Here is a 14878-nt window from a genome sequence, read left to right on the forward strand (position 1 = left end):
AACACTATAAAGGCCCTAACAGAAAAGTTAGGGCTTTTTTTTATGAATAATATATACCATGCAGTATATAGTTTTTTTATCTTCGTATAAAATAGCGATATCATGACTACCAAAGCCGAAAGAACCACTGCATTTATTATTGAAACCGTTGCCCCTCTATTTATAAAGCACGGCTATGTAGGTACAAGCATGAGCGACCTGACCGAGGCCACCGGATTAACAAAAGGTGCACTTTACGGTAATTTTGAAAACAAGGAGGCGCTAGCACTTGCGGCATACGAATACAGTATAAACAAATTGCTCACTGCAATTGACGAACGATTGGATATTGAAGGTAATTCCATGGAAAAATTGTTCTCCTTGACTAAATTTTATCGCCAATATGATGTTTTTACGGCAGAACTTGGAGGTTGCCCTGTATTGAATATGGGCGTTGATGCCCAGAACAATAATAAACCATTGGCAGCAGCTTCAAAGGAAACAATCAAAACCCTTGAGGGTAAAATAGCCCTTGTGTTGGAAAATGGAGTAAACAATAACGAACTGCACTTACCCGTTACCCCATTGCAATTTGCAAAACAGTTCTATACCATGCTACAGGGAGCCGTTGCGATGAGTACCATCACAAGGGATCGTAAATATCTCGCGAATACGGTAGCCTATCTGGAGGTATTGGTTAAAAACGAAATCAAGAAATAATTTTTTATTTAGGCCTTACACGATATATCCATGTTTTGTCGGTGTACGATCCATTTAATCCTGAATCCCGAGCAGCTCGGGCCTCACTCATAGTCTCATATCGTCCTAAATAAACATAGTTTAGATTATTCTTACTTCTTAAGAACGATTTGGCCTGAAGTCCTTTTTTGTTCATATCGGCCTTAAAAGCCTCTAAATACCGCTTAGTGCCAAAGACATTGGCTATTAAATAGTAACCGGGTTGCAAGCCATCTTCACTTACGGCCTCTTCGTATTTTTCACCAGCTTTAGGCTTATCATCCTCAGCTTGTTGGGCTAGCTGTAACAATCTTTCTTTTTCTTTAACAGCATTGATAGAATCGGTTTTTTTCTTTGCCTCGACCAATTCCTGCTCTGCTCTCGCAGTAGCTAACGAGTCTTTTCTTTTTTGAACTTCCGAATCTTCAGAAGTGGTTGCAAGTTGTCTTTTAGCCCTTTTGATCGAGTCTGTTTTGCGATCCAATTCCCTTCGAATCTCAGCTGCCGCAATGGCCGACTCTTTTTTTGCCAAGGCAATCGAGTCTTTCCTTCTTTTTCGTAAGGCTCTCTCCCTTGCCTTGGTTTCTTTTCTCAATGCCAATGCTTCGGCCTTGGTTAATGTTTCGGTTGGGGTGTTGTCCTGTACGATCTCTTCCGGCATTTTCTCTTCTTCTGGCTCTTCGTAAGGCTTCAATTTCCTTTTAGGTTCATTCTTGCCAAAATCAAAGGCCGTGAACAATTCAAAAGATGGATCATTGCCTTTTAAATCGGAATCGGTACCGAATTCAACTACCGCCCCTATTGCAAGACGATTCATTATCTTTGCACCACCTCCAACAGCAATACCATAAAAACTGTTATAACCTGCCTGAGCCCAGAACTTACTGGTCGACAAAAGTGCATTCAACCCTACTTGGGTATCAAAACCAGGAATGGATTTAACATATAGCATCGGCCTAATGACCGAAGTACTGTCCATTGCCCCTATGGCAACAGGAATATCATAGGATACTGAACCTAAATATATCTTTTCATCATTAGCGGTATTTGCTTCCTTGTCCTCCATGTTATAGTCGAACAGATTTTCAGAGGTAAGGCCTACACGAAGACCGTCATATTCAAATTGAACACCAGGGGCCAATTGAAGGATAAAATCATCCGTAGTACCGAATAGTGGTAAACCTATCTGTGGATCTCCCTGAAACGTATTTCCGGTGAATTCTTTCTGATAACCAAATAAATTAGCTCCAAAAGTAAGGCTAGAGCGCTCACCCAAGGCAATCTGATAAGCGTAATTCAAAACTCCACCCGTCTGTAGGTAAAAGTCCGTATTATGCTGATAAAAACCTGCCCCGATTGATGAAGAATTATTCAATTTACCTGTATAGTTCAAAAAAAAGGTAGTTGGATCGGCATCGACAGTTTGCCATTGCCAACGACTCCATAACCCAATGGAATGTGTATTGCCATAATTGACCGAAAACGCAGGGTTGAAGATATCCGAATTGGAATCGGTAAGGTTATGCTGCCTTAAATCTACAGGCAAACCATCGTCCTGTGCACGTAACATGCACACAATCATGATGAAAAGTAAGGACAGTTTAATTTTTGTCATATGCAAAAAAACAAAAAACCATGGGGTTTACATACTATTTTAAGGTATTTTTAGTTAGAATAAATGAAAAGTACCAAACTAACGAATTACTCATTATGAAGGTTTTTAAAGCGTTGCTTATTTTTGTTTTCATCATTGGTTTTACGGGTTGTAAAGAAGAAGTACCTGTGGTGGTCGATGATTCCGTTTCAACTTTTTATTTCATCAGACATGCTGAAAAAGATAGATCCGACCAAGAAAACATGGATCCGGAACTTACACAAGAAGGATTGGGAAGGGCCATGCATTGGGCTGAAATATTAGATGAGGTGCAATTGGATGCCGTGTACACTACGGATTATGAAAGAACCCAAATGACCGCAGCTCCCATAGCGGTTAAAAAGAACCTTACCGTTCAAATATATGACCCCGCCATTATCGATTTGGATAAATTTAAGGAAGAAAACAAAAACAAGAAAGTACTGGTCGTAGGCCATAGCGACTCAACTCCCGATTTCGTAAACAAAATGATCGGTCAGGATAAATACTATCAAATTGATGACGACCAAAACGGAAGCCTGTTCATTGTTGAAATCGTTGGGGGTATTACTACGGACATGCGATTGAACTTCAATTGTAATTGCCCGGACTAACAACTACATCCTTTAATTCGATTTTGGATAGCAACTCCAATTCACCCTTATTAAAGAGACTATCTATCTCATAAATGGATTGGGAATCCGATACGGATTTATAATTATTATAATCCACAAAACGAATCCCGTTCACATATCTTTCGTTATAGGCTTCCCTAAAGCGTAGTCCACCGCCATTCACATGGAATTCGTAGGCTAAATATTCCGGTTTAAATGTTTCTTTATTAAACCAATAGATATAAACATCATCAAAATCGTCTCCTCCGTTTTCCTGATCAAAAGTCACTTTCACCTTGTAGTAATCCTTCCCTTTAATAGCCATTTCACCAAGAAATTCCTTATTCACCGCGGGATCATTCAAACCATAAGGCAAGTATGCAAAATAATGTACGGAATTGATGGAGTTGGAATAGATGTTGGCTAATGAATCCGGCACATTGACCAAATCACCGTTAATATAGCGTTTAAACCCCTTAGGGCCTTTACTATCCAAAATATCAACGGAATCGTTCTTAAATAGTCGCTTTAATACTTTTTGCCCCTCAACATTTTCCTTTATATATTCTTTCCCCCTAAACTTGAAAGAAACATTGCTTGTCCTGTACTTTTCCCCACCACAAGTATCAATACTTTTATCCACGATTTGCTGGGCGGTCAACCGAGCAGGAGTCTTTTCTTTACACGAAAAAAATACCGCCAAAATTACAACCACTAAAATACTTTTTGTTTTTTCCATGCCAATAGGTTCGAAAATAGATCAATAACATTACAAATATTGAATATAAATCCATTTTAATGAAATTGCGGATAGAATTATTGTTGCTACTTTTGTACCGTTATGCAGAACAATGTAAACATTAAGAACAAAAAGGCCAGATTTGAATATGAGATCTTGGATAAGTATACCGCAGGTATTGTTTTATCCGGGACCGAAATAAAATCCATTCGCCAAAGTAAGGTTTCGATTGGTGAAAGTTTTTGTGAATTCAATGACCGTGGCGAGCTCTTTATCATTAACATGCAAATTGATGAATACTCCCACGCATCCCATTTTAACCATAAACCCAAAGCAGAACGTAAATTGCTACTGAACAAACGTGAGTTAAAGAAATTGGAAAAGGAAGTTTCTTCTAGCGGACTCACCATCATACCCTTGAACTTATTTTTGAACGATCGTGGATTGGCCAAAATGAACATTGCCCTTGCCAAGGGTAAAAAACTTTATGACAAGCGGGAAAACATTAAAGACCGCGACAACAAAAGGGATCTTGACCGCATTAAAAAAAGTTTTAATAGATAAAACAAAAAACCAAGTCCGGTTCAATCTTAGTTCTTATCCTCTAGTAAGGGCACAAATCGAAAGGCCCCGAGTTCTTTTTTCTCAAATTCTTTTTCAGAATTTCTAATGAACAAGGTCATGATTTGTTCATCGGCACCCACAGGTATAACGAGCCTACCCCCTATCTTCAATTGCGATAATAGTGCTTTCGGTACTTCAGGTGCACCTGCAGTTACTATAATGCTATCAAAAGGGGCCGCTTGGGGCAAACCTTTGTAACCATCACCGAAAATGACCTTTTTGGGACGATAGCCCATTTTCTTGAAAAATAGATTCGTCTTTTTAAAGAGCTCCAATTGCCTCTCGATCGTATACACTTTTGCCTTCAATTGCAATAGAACGGCAGTCTGGTACCCACTCCCCGTACCTATTTCCAAAACTTTATGTCCAGGTTCAACTTGTAATAATTCAGATTGAAAAGCAACGGTATATGGTTGTGAAATAGTCTGGTCCGCAGCAATAGGAAATGCCTTGTCCTGATAAGCATGCCCCTCAAAACTGCTATCCATAAATAAATGACGAGGTACTTTACGTATGGCTTCCAGAACATTCGAATCAACTATTCCTTTGGCAATCAACACATCTGCCAATTTATTCCGCATTCCACGATGTTTAAGCGTATCTCTCAAGGGTAAAAATATTGGTTTGGTTAAAAAAGCGAAGTTAACAAAGTTTGCTTTAAGAATTAAAGATCATAGCCGGTACAATGCAAAACTTTTGAAGTGCAAACCAAATTAACTACTAAACTATCGTTATTTTTGAAGAAAATACAAAATATGCTTAAAGTCGGAGTTTTAGGGGCAGGACATTTAGGAAAAATACACCTTCGTCTACTTAATGAATCCCCAAAATATGATTTAATCGGTTTTTACGATCCGGATGATATCAATGGCCAAAAAGTGGCCGCTGAATTCGGATACACCTATATTGAAAACATTAATGAGCTAATTGATGCCGTTGACGTTATAGACATAGTTACCCCTACTCTTTCCCATTACGATTGTGCCAAAAAGGCCATGGAAAAAGGAAAACATGTCTTTATCGAAAAACCGATAACGAATACTCTTGAAGAGGCTGAGGAATTATTGCAGTTAGAGCAAAAAAACGGGGTCAAAGGCCAAGTCGGGCACGTAGAACGTTTTAATCCTGCATTCTTAGCCGTAAAAGATAAAATACAAAGCCCAATGTTCATTGAGGCCCATAGATTGGCAGAGTTTAATCCACGAGGCACCGATGTCCCTGTTGTTTTGGATTTAATGATCCATGATATTGATGCCATTCTGAGTGTAGTAAATTCGGAGGTGAAACAAATCAATGCAAGTGGGGTTTCGGTAATCAGTAATTCACCGGATATCGCCAATGCCCGAATCGAGTTCGAAAATGGCTGTGTGGCCAATCTTACGGCGAGCAGAATATCACTGAAAAACATGAGAAAATCGCGATTCTTTCAACGGGACGCCTATATCTCAGTGGACTTTTTGGAAAAAAAGGCCGAAGTAGTGAAAATGAAAGACGCACCTGAATCCCCTGGTGATTTTGACATGATCCTACAGAATGCTGAAGGGGTTAAAAAACAGATTTATTTTGAAAATCCCGAAATTGAAGCCAACAATGCCATTCTTGATGAATTGGAAACATTTGCCGATGCCATAACCCAAAACACGACTCCGGTCGTTACCCTTAAGCAAGGCACACAGGCGTTACGGGTAGCCTTACAAATTATACAGTCGTTCTAAAAAAACAACAGTTATGAAAAATATAGCAGTTATCGGTGCAGGTACCATGGGCAACGGAATTGCCCATGTTTTTGCCCAAAGTGGGTATAAGGTGAATTTAATAGACATTTCCCAAGAATCCCTTGACCGCGGTATAGCGACAATAACGAAGAATTTAGACCGTATGCTTTCCAAGGGGAAAATAGAAGAAACGGATAAGGCAAAGACCCTTACGAACATAAATACCTTTACAGAGCTTTCCAAGGGAATTCCAAATACCGATTTGGTAGTGGAAGCCGCTACGGAGAAACTGGAAATTAAATTAAGCCTTTTCAAGGAAATGGATGCCATTTCTGGCCCAAATACCATTTTGGCCACGAACACATCTTCTATATCGATTACACAGATAGCTGCAGTTACGGGAAAACCGGACAAAGTAATTGGTATGCATTTTATGAATCCCGTACCGATTATGAAGCTTGTTGAGATTATCCGAGGTTATAATACTTCGGAGGATACTACAAAAGCGATAATGGACCTTTCCTTAAAACTGGGAAAAACACCTACCGAGGTCAATGATTATCCTGGGTTCGTAGCCAATAGGATTTTAATGCCGATGATCAATGAAGCCATTGAAACCCTATATCATGGTGTTGCCGGTGTAGAGGAAATAGATACTGTAATGAAATTGGGTATGGCCCACCCTATGGGTCCATTGCAATTGGCCGATTTTATTGGGTTGGATGTTTGCTTATCTATCCTGAATGTTATGTACGACGGATTCAAGAACCCAAAATATGCACCATGTCCTTTATTGGTGAATATGGTTATGGCCAATAAACTGGGGGTTAAGTCCGGGGAAGGGTTTTATGACTATACCATATCAAAAAAGGCCGAAAAGGTTTCCGACCAATTCAAATAAATCAAATGGCAATAATTAAACCTTTTAAGGCAGTAAGACCTACAAAGGACAAAGTAGCCTATGTTACTTCCAGATCTTATCAAGAATATTCAATGGATGAATTGGAAGCGACCTTAAATTATAACCCATTCTCGTTTTTACATATTATAAACCCCGGCTATAAATTTTCGAAAGAAGTAACTGGTGAAGAGCGCTTCAATTTAGTACATAATCGATATTTGGAATTCCTTGAGGGTAATATCTTTTTGAAAGACAGTAAGGACAGTTTCTATATTTATCAGATTGAAAAAGGAAAATTCAAATGTTGTGGGTTTTTCTGTGCCGCGAGTGTAGGCGATTATCGTAATGATATCATCAAAAAACACGAAGACACATTAAGCTCACGTGAGCAATTATTTGCGAAGTACCTGAAAACCGTAGGTTTCAACGCAGAACCTGTATTAATGACCTATGCAGATGATATTAATGTAAAGGAAATATTAGATTTAGAAAAACAAAAAGAACCGGAATACCTCTTTACAACCCCAGACAAGATCAAACATACTTTGTGGATGGTTTCCAATGAGGATTCGATCAAGGGATTGGTTCGTGAATTTGCGAAAATCAAATCGCTTTACATCGCAGATGGCCACCATAGAAGTGCATCTTCCGAAGTTTTGGCCAATATATCGCAAATGGAAAATCCTACCCATACCGGAAATGAACCGTACAATTATTTCATGTGTTACTTAATTCCGGAATCTGAGATACGTATCTACGAATTCAATCGAATGGTAAAAGATCTGAACGGATTGACCAAAGAAGAATTCCTTATAAAATTGGATGCTCTTTTCAGAATTGAAAAGAAAGGTAACGTCCTGTACAAACCCACTAAAAAACATCACTTCAGCATGTATCTGGATGGGGATTTCTACTCACTCTTCCTAAGGAAAAAAGTATATGGGTTCACTGATGGACTTAGTAAATTAGACACCCAGATTCTATACAAAACCATACTCGACCCAATTTTGGGCATCAAAGATCTACGAAGTGACAATCGAATACATTATGGTTACGGCAAACACAATGTAATTCGCATGAAAGACGAAATAGACCACGGGAATTTCAAAGTAGGTTTCAGTCTTGTTCCCTTAAAAGTTGATGAAATCAAATCTATCGCAGATGCAGGGTTGGTGATGCCCCCAAAAAGCACTTATATTGAACCTAAACTAAGAAGTGGCATGGCCATTTATGAGTTTTAATAAAAAATATCATGTCGATAAAAACAAATCTTGAAAGCATAAAACAAACATTACCAGAGCATGTTACCTTGGTAGCAGTTTCAAAGACCAAACCCGATGAAAGTATTCTGGAAGCGTATACCGCCGGGCAACGTATATTCGGAGAAAACAAAATCCAGGAAATGGCCCGAAAGTGGGAAGCCTTACCAAAAGATATAGAATGGCATATGATCGGCCACGTGCAACGAAACAAGGTAAAGTATATGGCAGAATTCGTTTCATTGGTTCATGGGGTCGATAGTTTTAAACTTTTACAGGAAATAAACAAACAAGCAAAAAAACACGATCGAACCATTCCTTGTCTTTTGCAGGTGCATATTGCCCAAGAGGAAACAAAATTCGGTTTGGATGAGAATGAAGTAAACGCTCTTGTCGACTCAGAAGAATATAAACAACTTTCCCACATAAAAATCGTTGGCTTAATGGGAATGGCGACCTACACTCCAGATAAATCACAGATCAAAAAGGAATTTAAGTACTTAAAGGCCATTTACGATAATTTAAAGGGTAAATTACCTGATATTTCTATATTATCAATGGGAATGAGTGGTGATTACATGCTGGCCATAGAAGAAGGTAGTACAATGGTGCGCATAGGAAGTAGTATCTTTGGCGCAAGGGACTATTCCCTGTTATAGAAAAAAGTTTGAAGGCGATTGATGTACACGATACTTGACATAGAAACAACAGGAGGAAAATACAACGAAGAGGGTATCACGGAAATTGCAATCCATAAATTCGACGGACATAAAGTTGTAGACAAATTCATAAGCCTTGTAAACCCCGAAAGGGAAATACAACCTTTCGTGGCCAACTTAACGGGCATCAACAATAAAATGCTCCGAACCGCTCCCAAATTCCATGAAGTCGCCAAACGAATCGTTGAAATTACCGAGGATACGGTCTTGGTCGCCCACAATGCCCAATTTGACTATAGGATATTGAGAACGGAATTCAGGCGATTGGGATATAATTTTGAGCGAAAAACCTTGTGTACCGTAGATTTATCAAAAAACCTTTTGCCAGACGCCGAATCGTACAGTCTGGGCAAATTGGTTAGATCCTTGGGTATACCCATGAGTGACCGCCATAGGGCCAATGGCGATGCCCTTGCCACGTTAAAACTATTTAAGTTATTACTTTCTAAAGATACCGGCAAAACCATAATCAAAGAAGTAGTTCGGGAAGAGACCCATGGCGAACTTTCACAGCGCCAATTGGATATTGTGGAGCAAATGCCGTCAGAAACCGGTTTGTATTATATGCACGACAAAAAGGGAGACATCCTATTTTTAGGTAAAAGCACCAATATCAAAAAACGGGTAAACCAACACTTTACCAAAAATGGTTCAAAATCAAGACAGCTTCAAAAAGAAACGAAAACCATAACTTTCGAAAAAACAGGTAGTGAGCTGGTATCCCTATTGAAAGAACATGAAGAACTATTAAAGAACAAACCAAGGTTTAACCATAAAGCCCGAAAAAAGCGTTTAACGGCATTATACCCAAGTATTAATGAAGATGGTTACCAAACCTTCGTAATTGCCCAGCAAACCAAGGAAAAATCCAATATAACCACTTTTAATAGTTTTCTTTCTGCAAAGAATTTTTTAGAAAAAATAACGGAAGAATTCCAGCTGTGCCCAAAAATAAACGGTTTAGAGGATAAAAATCCATGTGGATCGGATAACCAATGCTTAGGGGCTTGTATGGGAAAAGAATCGCCATCGGACTATAATCAAAGAGTACAAGAAGCAATTAACAAATACAGTATTTCAAACAAAACCCTTCTTATTGTAGACAAAGGTCGTGAAATAGGGGAATACAGTGCTATATTTATAAAAAATGGGGTTTTTATGGGTCTGGGATACTATGACCTAAACTATCAAATAAATAATATTCATATCTTGGAATCGATTATAACACCCATGAGGGGCGATATTACAACTAGTCACATCATTGATTCATATCTTAGAAAAAAACGAGTGAAGAAAATAATCGATTTTAATAATTAAGTTTTGAAGACCAACAAAAAGAACCGGGATTGGCGTGCTACCTTACATGAAATAATTTATGGTACGCATACACCAGCTGGCAAGTTATTCGACATTATACTACTGATTGTCATTCTATACAGTATTATCATCGTCATGCTCGAAAGTGTCCCAAGGTTCGACAATCAATACCATAGATTCTTCAATATTTCGGAATGGGTCGTTACCATTCTTTTTTCCATTGAATACATCCTAAGATTGGTTTGTATAAAAAAGCCCCGAAAATATATTTTTAGTTTTTTCGGCATTGTTGATCTACTTTCCACCATTCCTAAATACCTTACTTTCTTCTTTATACAATCACAATATCTTACTGCCTTTAGGGCCCTTCGATTACTACGGGTATTCCGGATACTTAAATTGGTAAGGTTTGTCGGGGAATCCAATAACTTGATTAGATCGTTAAAAGCAAGTAAAACCAAAATATTCGTATTTGTCTTTTTCGTTTTAGTGGTTTCGGTCCTATTAGGCACCATAATGTATTTGGTCGAAGGTCCTACACACGGTTTCAATAGCATACCCCATAGTATTTACTGGACTATCGTAACATTGACCACGGTTGGTTATGGCGATATTTCCCCTCAAACCCCTTTAGGCCAATTCATCGCCACCTTGATCATGATCATTGGTTATGGGGTCATTGCCGTACCTACCGGAATTGTCTCTGCGGAATATGCAACCACTATCAAAGACCAAAAAGATAATGTTGAAGGTCGTTCCTGTCCTAACTGTGGTGCAGAAATACATCGTTCCGATGCAGACTATTGTCGTAAATGTGGTTTTAAATTAACCGAAGAATAGTGGACTCAAAAATTCTCATCACGGTAGTCGGCCCTACTGCAATTGGCAAAACCCGTTTAGGCATTGAACTTGCCAATTATTATAAAACAGAGATCATTTCGGCCGATTCCCGGCAATTTTATAAAGAAATGGAAATTGGCACAGCTGTGCCCAGCCAAGAAGAACTGTTAGCAGCCAAACATCATTGTATTCAACACAAAAGTATTTTTGACCGCTACAGTGTCGGGGATTTTGAGAAAGAATCCATGGTGCTTTTACGAAATTTGTACAATACACATGATAAAGTGATTTTAGTAGGTGGTAGCGGACTATATGTTGATGCCGTAACCAAAGGATTGGATGATTTTCCCACAGTACCTTCAAGTTATCGGGAAACACTGAACAAAACCTTGGAGGAGCAAGGAATTGGCGAGTTACAACGACAACTAAAGCTTTTGGATGAAAGTTATTATAACACCGTTGACTTAGATAATCCACAACGATTGATCAGGGCCTTGGAAATTTGTTTGGCAACCAATAAGCCTTATTCTTCCTTTTTGAAAAAGAAGGATATCGTAAGACCTTTCCACACCATTATCATTGGGATAAAAGCCGATAGGGAAATCATTTATGATAGGATCAACCAAAGGGTCGATCTAATGATCGCTAACGGACTTATAGAAGAAGCTAAGGAAGTATACCCACATAAAGAACTGAACGCACTACAAACAGTGGGTTACAAAGAACTTTTCAATTATTTCGACGGTACATGGACATTGGATTTTGCCATTTCGGAAATAAAAAAGAATACGCGACGCTTCGCGAAAAGACAACTGACCTGGTACAGAAAAAACGAAGATATCATTTGGTTCGATTATCTTGATGATATAAGCCTCATAACAAAAAAAATTGATGAACAAATAACTGCTATAAAGAATGGATAGGAAGGGAATTTATGTAGTTATGGGTGTTTCAGGTTGTGGTAAATCTACCATTGGATTATTATTGGCCGAAAAACTTGGAATCCCTTTTTTTGATGGTGATGATTACCACCCTGAAGCGAACGTCAAAAAAATGAAAAGCGGCTTAGCTTTGAATGACGATGATCGTAAGGGTTGGTTAGAAGCCCTTAATGAACTAGCAATTGAACACAAACAAAAAGGTGCCGTTATCGCATGCTCAGCCCTAAAGGAAAGCTATAGATCACTTCTGCGTAAACAATTGAAAAAAGAAATGGCCTTTGTTTATTTACAAGGTTCATTTTCTGAAATTCATGCCAGATTACAAGAACGAAAAGGACACTATATGCCTATTGAACTTTTGAAGTCACAATTTGAAACATTGGAAGAACCAAAAGACGCTATTACGGTTTCCATTACCCATAGTCCTGATAGGATCGTAACCGAAATCCTAAAAAAGATAACATAAAAAAACCCCGACGAAATCGTCAGGGTCATTTACTATTTATCTGTTTATGGTCTCTTATTCCGATTCGGTCTTAATGACCAACCTAAAACCTTCTCCATGAATGTTCAATATTTCGACGGTATCATCGCGCTTAAGGTATTTACGCAATTTAGCGATATAAACATCCATACTTCTTGAAGTAAAGTAATTATCATCCCTCCAAATTTTTGTCAAAGCCAATTCCCTTGGCATCAAATCATTTTCATGCAATGCCAAAAGACGTAATAATTCATTTTCCTTAGGTGAAAGTTTAATCGCCTCTTCATCTTTATATTTCAAAAACCTCAATTTGGAATTCAAATGGAAACCACCGATTTGGAATTCAAATTTCTTGCTGTCTGCCAATGTACTTGATGCTTTTCTTTGAATTATCGCTTTAAGCTTCATCAAAAGCACTTCCGAATCAAAAGGTTTGTTCAGGTAATCATCAGCTCCTGCCTTATATCCCTTTAGAACATCTTCCTTCATTGTTTTAGCGGTAAGGAATATGATAGGCACGTTCTCATTCTTTTCCCGAATCTCACGTGCTAAGGTAAAGCCGTCTTTATATGGCATCATAACATCCAAGATGCAGACATCATAATTGTCTTTTTTAAACTTTTCAAAACCCTCCATTCCATTCTTGGCCAATGTAACATCAAAATTGTTCATTGACAGATAGTCCTTCAATACGATTCCAAAATTGGGATCATCCTCCACTAAAAGTATTTTCTTGTTTACTGTTTCCATAATTCATTAAATTAATGGTAGTTTAATATAGAAAGAGCTTCCTTTATCTTTTTCGCTTTCTGCATAAACCTCACCTTGGTGATCTTCTATTATTCTTTTTACATAGGCTAGGCCCAAACCATGCCCTTTAACATTGTGTATATCCCCCGTATGTTCCCTGTAGAACTTTTCAAAAACTTTTTTCAGTACAGCCTTGCTCATTCCTGCACCCTGATCCTTTACCTGGATAACGATATTGCTCTTGACCACTTCAGTGTAAATATCAATTTTTGGTGCCATTGGGGAATATTTAATGGCGTTGTCCAGGATATTCACTATAACATTCGTAAAATGCATTTCATTCGCTAAGACTTCTGTCCTATTCGCTTTTAAATGCGTTTCTATATAACCTCCCCTGTCTGCAACGATAAGTTCAACATGGGCTATGGCATCTTGTATTATATCATGCACATCTACCCTATCCTTACTAATATCCAATTGGTTTTTTTCCAATTTCGATATTCGCAGTACGTTCTCAACCTGCGCATGCATTCTTTTATTCTCATCCCGAATCATCTGGAGGTAACGCATTACTTTTTCTTTATCATCGATAACCTGTGGGTTCTTGATTGCCTCTACCGCCAAATTTATGGTCGCAATCGGAGTCTTGAACTCATGGGTCATATTATTGATGAAATCGGATTTTATCTCCGAAATCTGTTTTTGCCTTATAAGTTGGTAAATAGCACTGGAATAGGCTACGATGATCACGAGGGTGAACAAAAGTGATAAAGCCGCCATACCCAAAATGGAACGAATCAAAAAACGTTTCTTTTTAGGGAAATTGATCAACAAAGCATAATTGGAATTACCCTCAGAGTCTTTGAATATCAAAGTTTTATAAGGTGAAGGATTCCTAAAACTGAATTTCCGAGATTTTACGGAAGTCGGCAATCCCTTACTGGCTATACCGTATTCATAATCGGTGTTGATATTCCGATTATACAGCTCGCGCTCCAACAACAATTCAATCGCCTGTTTAGAAACCCTATTGTGTATGGGCACGCGTTTGGCAAACTCCCCGAACATATCCTCAAAGGCCGAAATCTCCATCGAAGTCAGCCCTCCGATTTTTTCCACTTTTTCGATAGGGGTAACTCTGCTTTGATATCCATCAAGGCCCAAATCTTCTTTATAAGTAGCCTTTAAGCGCCTACTGGTATAATTTTTTATGGTCGTAGTGTCATCACCCATACCATTGTCAAAGAACGTTGATGCGATATTATATTCCTCTTCTAAAATTCCGTGGGAATAATAATGAATCTCATCTGAACTTATATCCTGATCGACAAAAAAGAAGTTTTTGAAATGGGAACTCTTTAAATCCCCTATACTATCCTTGATATTTACATACCTTTCAAAATAGTCGTTCCGCTCCCTTTCAGTAATCTTGTCGGATACCTTATCCAGTACATCCAACACACTGTTTGAAAACTGCTCCTCTTTATCCTCAACTGATTTCTTTATCCAATAGCCCTGAACGAAGATAATCCCTATCAATGATAGGCTCATCAGAATGACCAAAAGAACAAACAACCTCCTATTCATCTACCTACAAAATTAAAGATTTAACAACTAGTATTTTA

Annotated in this window: 16 protein-coding genes; 11 read left to right on the top strand and 5 right to left on the bottom strand. The window is 38.3% G+C overall.

All coding sequences use genetic code 11. From position 1 onward, the window contains the following. Positions 1-102: 102 nt before the first annotated feature. A complete protein-coding gene (locus tag GJ691_RS17720) occupies positions 103-699 on the top strand; it encodes a TetR/AcrR family transcriptional regulator (RefSeq protein ID WP_154369378.1) in 597 nt (198 codons plus the stop codon). 4 nt (positions 700-703) lie between these two features. On the opposite strand, the gene GJ691_RS17725 is transcribed toward GJ691_RS17720, so the two are convergent. Continuing rightward, positions 704-2332, bottom strand: coding sequence for a PorP/SprF family type IX secretion system membrane protein (locus GJ691_RS17725; protein ID WP_154369380.1), 1629 nt, complete (start codon positions 2330-2332; stop codon positions 704-706). 95 nt (positions 2333-2427) lie between these two features. On the opposite strand from GJ691_RS17725, the gene GJ691_RS17730 reads away from it, so the two are divergent. Beyond that, positions 2428-2964, top strand: a complete 537-nt coding sequence (locus GJ691_RS17730) for a SixA phosphatase family protein (RefSeq protein ID WP_154369382.1) — start codon at positions 2428-2430, stop codon at positions 2962-2964. Here the strand turns inward: GJ691_RS17730 and GJ691_RS17735 are convergent. After that, the gene (locus GJ691_RS17735) at positions 2942-3703 is read right to left on the bottom strand and encodes a DUF6503 family protein (RefSeq protein WP_154369384.1); all 762 of its coding nucleotides are present in this window, start codon (positions 3701-3703) and stop codon (positions 2942-2944) included. The genes GJ691_RS17730 and GJ691_RS17735 overlap by 23 nt on opposite strands. A 102-nt stretch (positions 3704-3805) precedes the next feature. On the opposite strand from GJ691_RS17735, the gene smpB reads away from it, so the two are divergent. Beyond that, the gene (gene smpB / locus GJ691_RS17740; protein WP_154369386.1) at positions 3806-4267 is read left to right on the top strand and encodes an SsrA-binding protein SmpB; all 462 of its coding nucleotides are present in this window, start codon (positions 3806-3808) and stop codon (positions 4265-4267) included. A 26-nt stretch (positions 4268-4293) separates the two neighbouring features. Here smpB and GJ691_RS17745 read toward each other — a convergent pair whose 3' ends face one another. Next, entirely contained in the window at positions 4294-4935 is a 642-nt protein-coding gene (locus GJ691_RS17745) for a protein-L-isoaspartate(D-aspartate) O-methyltransferase (protein ID WP_154369388.1), read from the bottom strand. A gap of 147 nt (positions 4936-5082) precedes the next feature. Between GJ691_RS17745 and GJ691_RS17750 the strand changes: the two genes are divergently transcribed. From GJ691_RS17750 to GJ691_RS17785, 8 genes are read left to right on the top strand one after another with little or no spacing between them, the layout of a single operon-like run. After that, positions 5083-6042: a Gfo/Idh/MocA family protein gene (locus GJ691_RS17750; protein WP_154370057.1), complete on the top strand. Its 960-nt coding sequence runs from the start codon at positions 5083-5085 to the stop codon at positions 6040-6042. A 13-nt stretch (positions 6043-6055) separates the two neighbouring features. Further along, complete coding sequence (locus GJ691_RS17755) at positions 6056-6943, top strand: 3-hydroxyacyl-CoA dehydrogenase family protein (protein ID WP_154369390.1); 888 nt, start codon at positions 6056-6058, stop codon at positions 6941-6943. Positions 6944-6948: 5 nt separating this feature from the next. Then, positions 6949-8184: a DUF1015 domain-containing protein gene (locus tag GJ691_RS17760; protein WP_154369392.1), complete on the top strand. Its 1236-nt coding sequence runs from the start codon at positions 6949-6951 to the stop codon at positions 8182-8184. A gap of 11 nt (positions 8185-8195) precedes the next feature. Next, positions 8196-8861, top strand: coding sequence for a YggS family pyridoxal phosphate-dependent enzyme (locus GJ691_RS17765; RefSeq protein ID WP_154369394.1), 666 nt, complete (start codon positions 8196-8198; stop codon positions 8859-8861). 21 nt (positions 8862-8882) lie between these two features. After that, positions 8883-10238 (top strand): exonuclease domain-containing protein, encoded by a 1356-nt coding sequence (locus GJ691_RS17770; RefSeq protein ID WP_154369396.1) that lies wholly within the window; start codon positions 8883-8885, stop codon positions 10236-10238. A 3-nt stretch (positions 10239-10241) separates the two neighbouring features. Continuing rightward, a complete protein-coding gene (locus tag GJ691_RS17775) occupies positions 10242-11078 on the top strand; it encodes an ion transporter (protein WP_154369398.1) in 837 nt (278 codons plus the stop codon). Continuing rightward, entirely contained in the window at positions 11078-12001 is a 924-nt protein-coding gene (gene miaA, locus GJ691_RS17780) for a tRNA (adenosine(37)-N6)-dimethylallyltransferase MiaA (RefSeq protein ID WP_179955167.1), read from the top strand. The genes GJ691_RS17775 and miaA overlap by 1 nt, the downstream gene beginning before the upstream one ends. Next, positions 11994-12485: a gluconokinase gene (locus tag GJ691_RS17785; RefSeq protein WP_154369400.1), complete on the top strand. Its 492-nt coding sequence runs from the start codon at positions 11994-11996 to the stop codon at positions 12483-12485. The genes miaA and GJ691_RS17785 overlap by 8 nt, the downstream gene beginning before the upstream one ends. A gap of 54 nt (positions 12486-12539) precedes the next feature. On the opposite strand, the gene GJ691_RS17790 is transcribed toward GJ691_RS17785, so the two are convergent. Then, positions 12540-13253: a response regulator transcription factor gene (locus GJ691_RS17790; RefSeq protein WP_154369402.1), complete on the bottom strand. Its 714-nt coding sequence runs from the start codon at positions 13251-13253 to the stop codon at positions 12540-12542. Positions 13254-13259: 6 nt separating this feature from the next. Beyond that, the gene (locus GJ691_RS17795; RefSeq protein ID WP_154369404.1) at positions 13260-14840 is read right to left on the bottom strand and encodes a sensor histidine kinase; all 1581 of its coding nucleotides are present in this window, start codon (positions 14838-14840) and stop codon (positions 13260-13262) included. Between the last annotated feature and the right edge of the window lie 38 nt (positions 14841-14878).

Origin of the sequence: Maribacter luteus, assembly GCF_009674825.1 — a bacterium.
GTDB classification, from domain to species: domain Bacteria; phylum Bacteroidota; class Bacteroidia; order Flavobacteriales; family Flavobacteriaceae; genus Maribacter_A; species Maribacter_A luteus.

Excerpts from the sequence above, each read along its gene's own strand:
- GJ691_RS17770 (WP_154369396.1), top strand. The coding sequence starts at position 8,883 with ATGTACACGATACTTGACATAGAAACAACAGGAGGAAAATACAACGAA.
- GJ691_RS17790 (WP_154369402.1), bottom strand. The coding sequence starts at position 13,253 with ATGGAAACAGTAAACAAGAAAATACTTTTAGTGGAGGATGATCCCAAT.
- GJ691_RS17735 (WP_154369384.1), bottom strand. The coding sequence starts at position 3,703 with ATGGAAAAAACAAAAAGTATTTTAGTGGTTGTAATTTTGGCGGTATTT.
- GJ691_RS17785 (WP_154369400.1), top strand. The coding sequence starts at position 11,994 with ATGGATAGGAAGGGAATTTATGTAGTTATGGGTGTTTCAGGTTGTGGT.
- GJ691_RS17755 (WP_154369390.1), top strand. The coding sequence starts at position 6,056 with ATGAAAAATATAGCAGTTATCGGTGCAGGTACCATGGGCAACGGAATT.
- GJ691_RS17760 (WP_154369392.1), top strand. The coding sequence starts at position 6,949 with ATGGCAATAATTAAACCTTTTAAGGCAGTAAGACCTACAAAGGACAAA.
- GJ691_RS17795 (WP_154369404.1), bottom strand. The coding sequence starts at position 14,840 with ATGAATAGGAGGTTGTTTGTTCTTTTGGTCATTCTGATGAGCCTATCA.
- GJ691_RS17720 (WP_154369378.1), top strand. The coding sequence starts at position 103 with ATGACTACCAAAGCCGAAAGAACCACTGCATTTATTATTGAAACCGTT.
- GJ691_RS17730 (WP_154369382.1), top strand. The coding sequence starts at position 2,428 with ATGAAGGTTTTTAAAGCGTTGCTTATTTTTGTTTTCATCATTGGTTTT.
- GJ691_RS17765 (WP_154369394.1), top strand. The coding sequence starts at position 8,196 with ATGTCGATAAAAACAAATCTTGAAAGCATAAAACAAACATTACCAGAG.
- GJ691_RS17750 (WP_154370057.1), top strand. The coding sequence starts at position 5,083 with ATGCTTAAAGTCGGAGTTTTAGGGGCAGGACATTTAGGAAAAATACAC.
- smpB (WP_154369386.1), top strand. The coding sequence starts at position 3,806 with ATGCAGAACAATGTAAACATTAAGAACAAAAAGGCCAGATTTGAATAT.
- GJ691_RS17725 (WP_154369380.1), bottom strand. The coding sequence starts at position 2,332 with ATGACAAAAATTAAACTGTCCTTACTTTTCATCATGATTGTGTGCATG.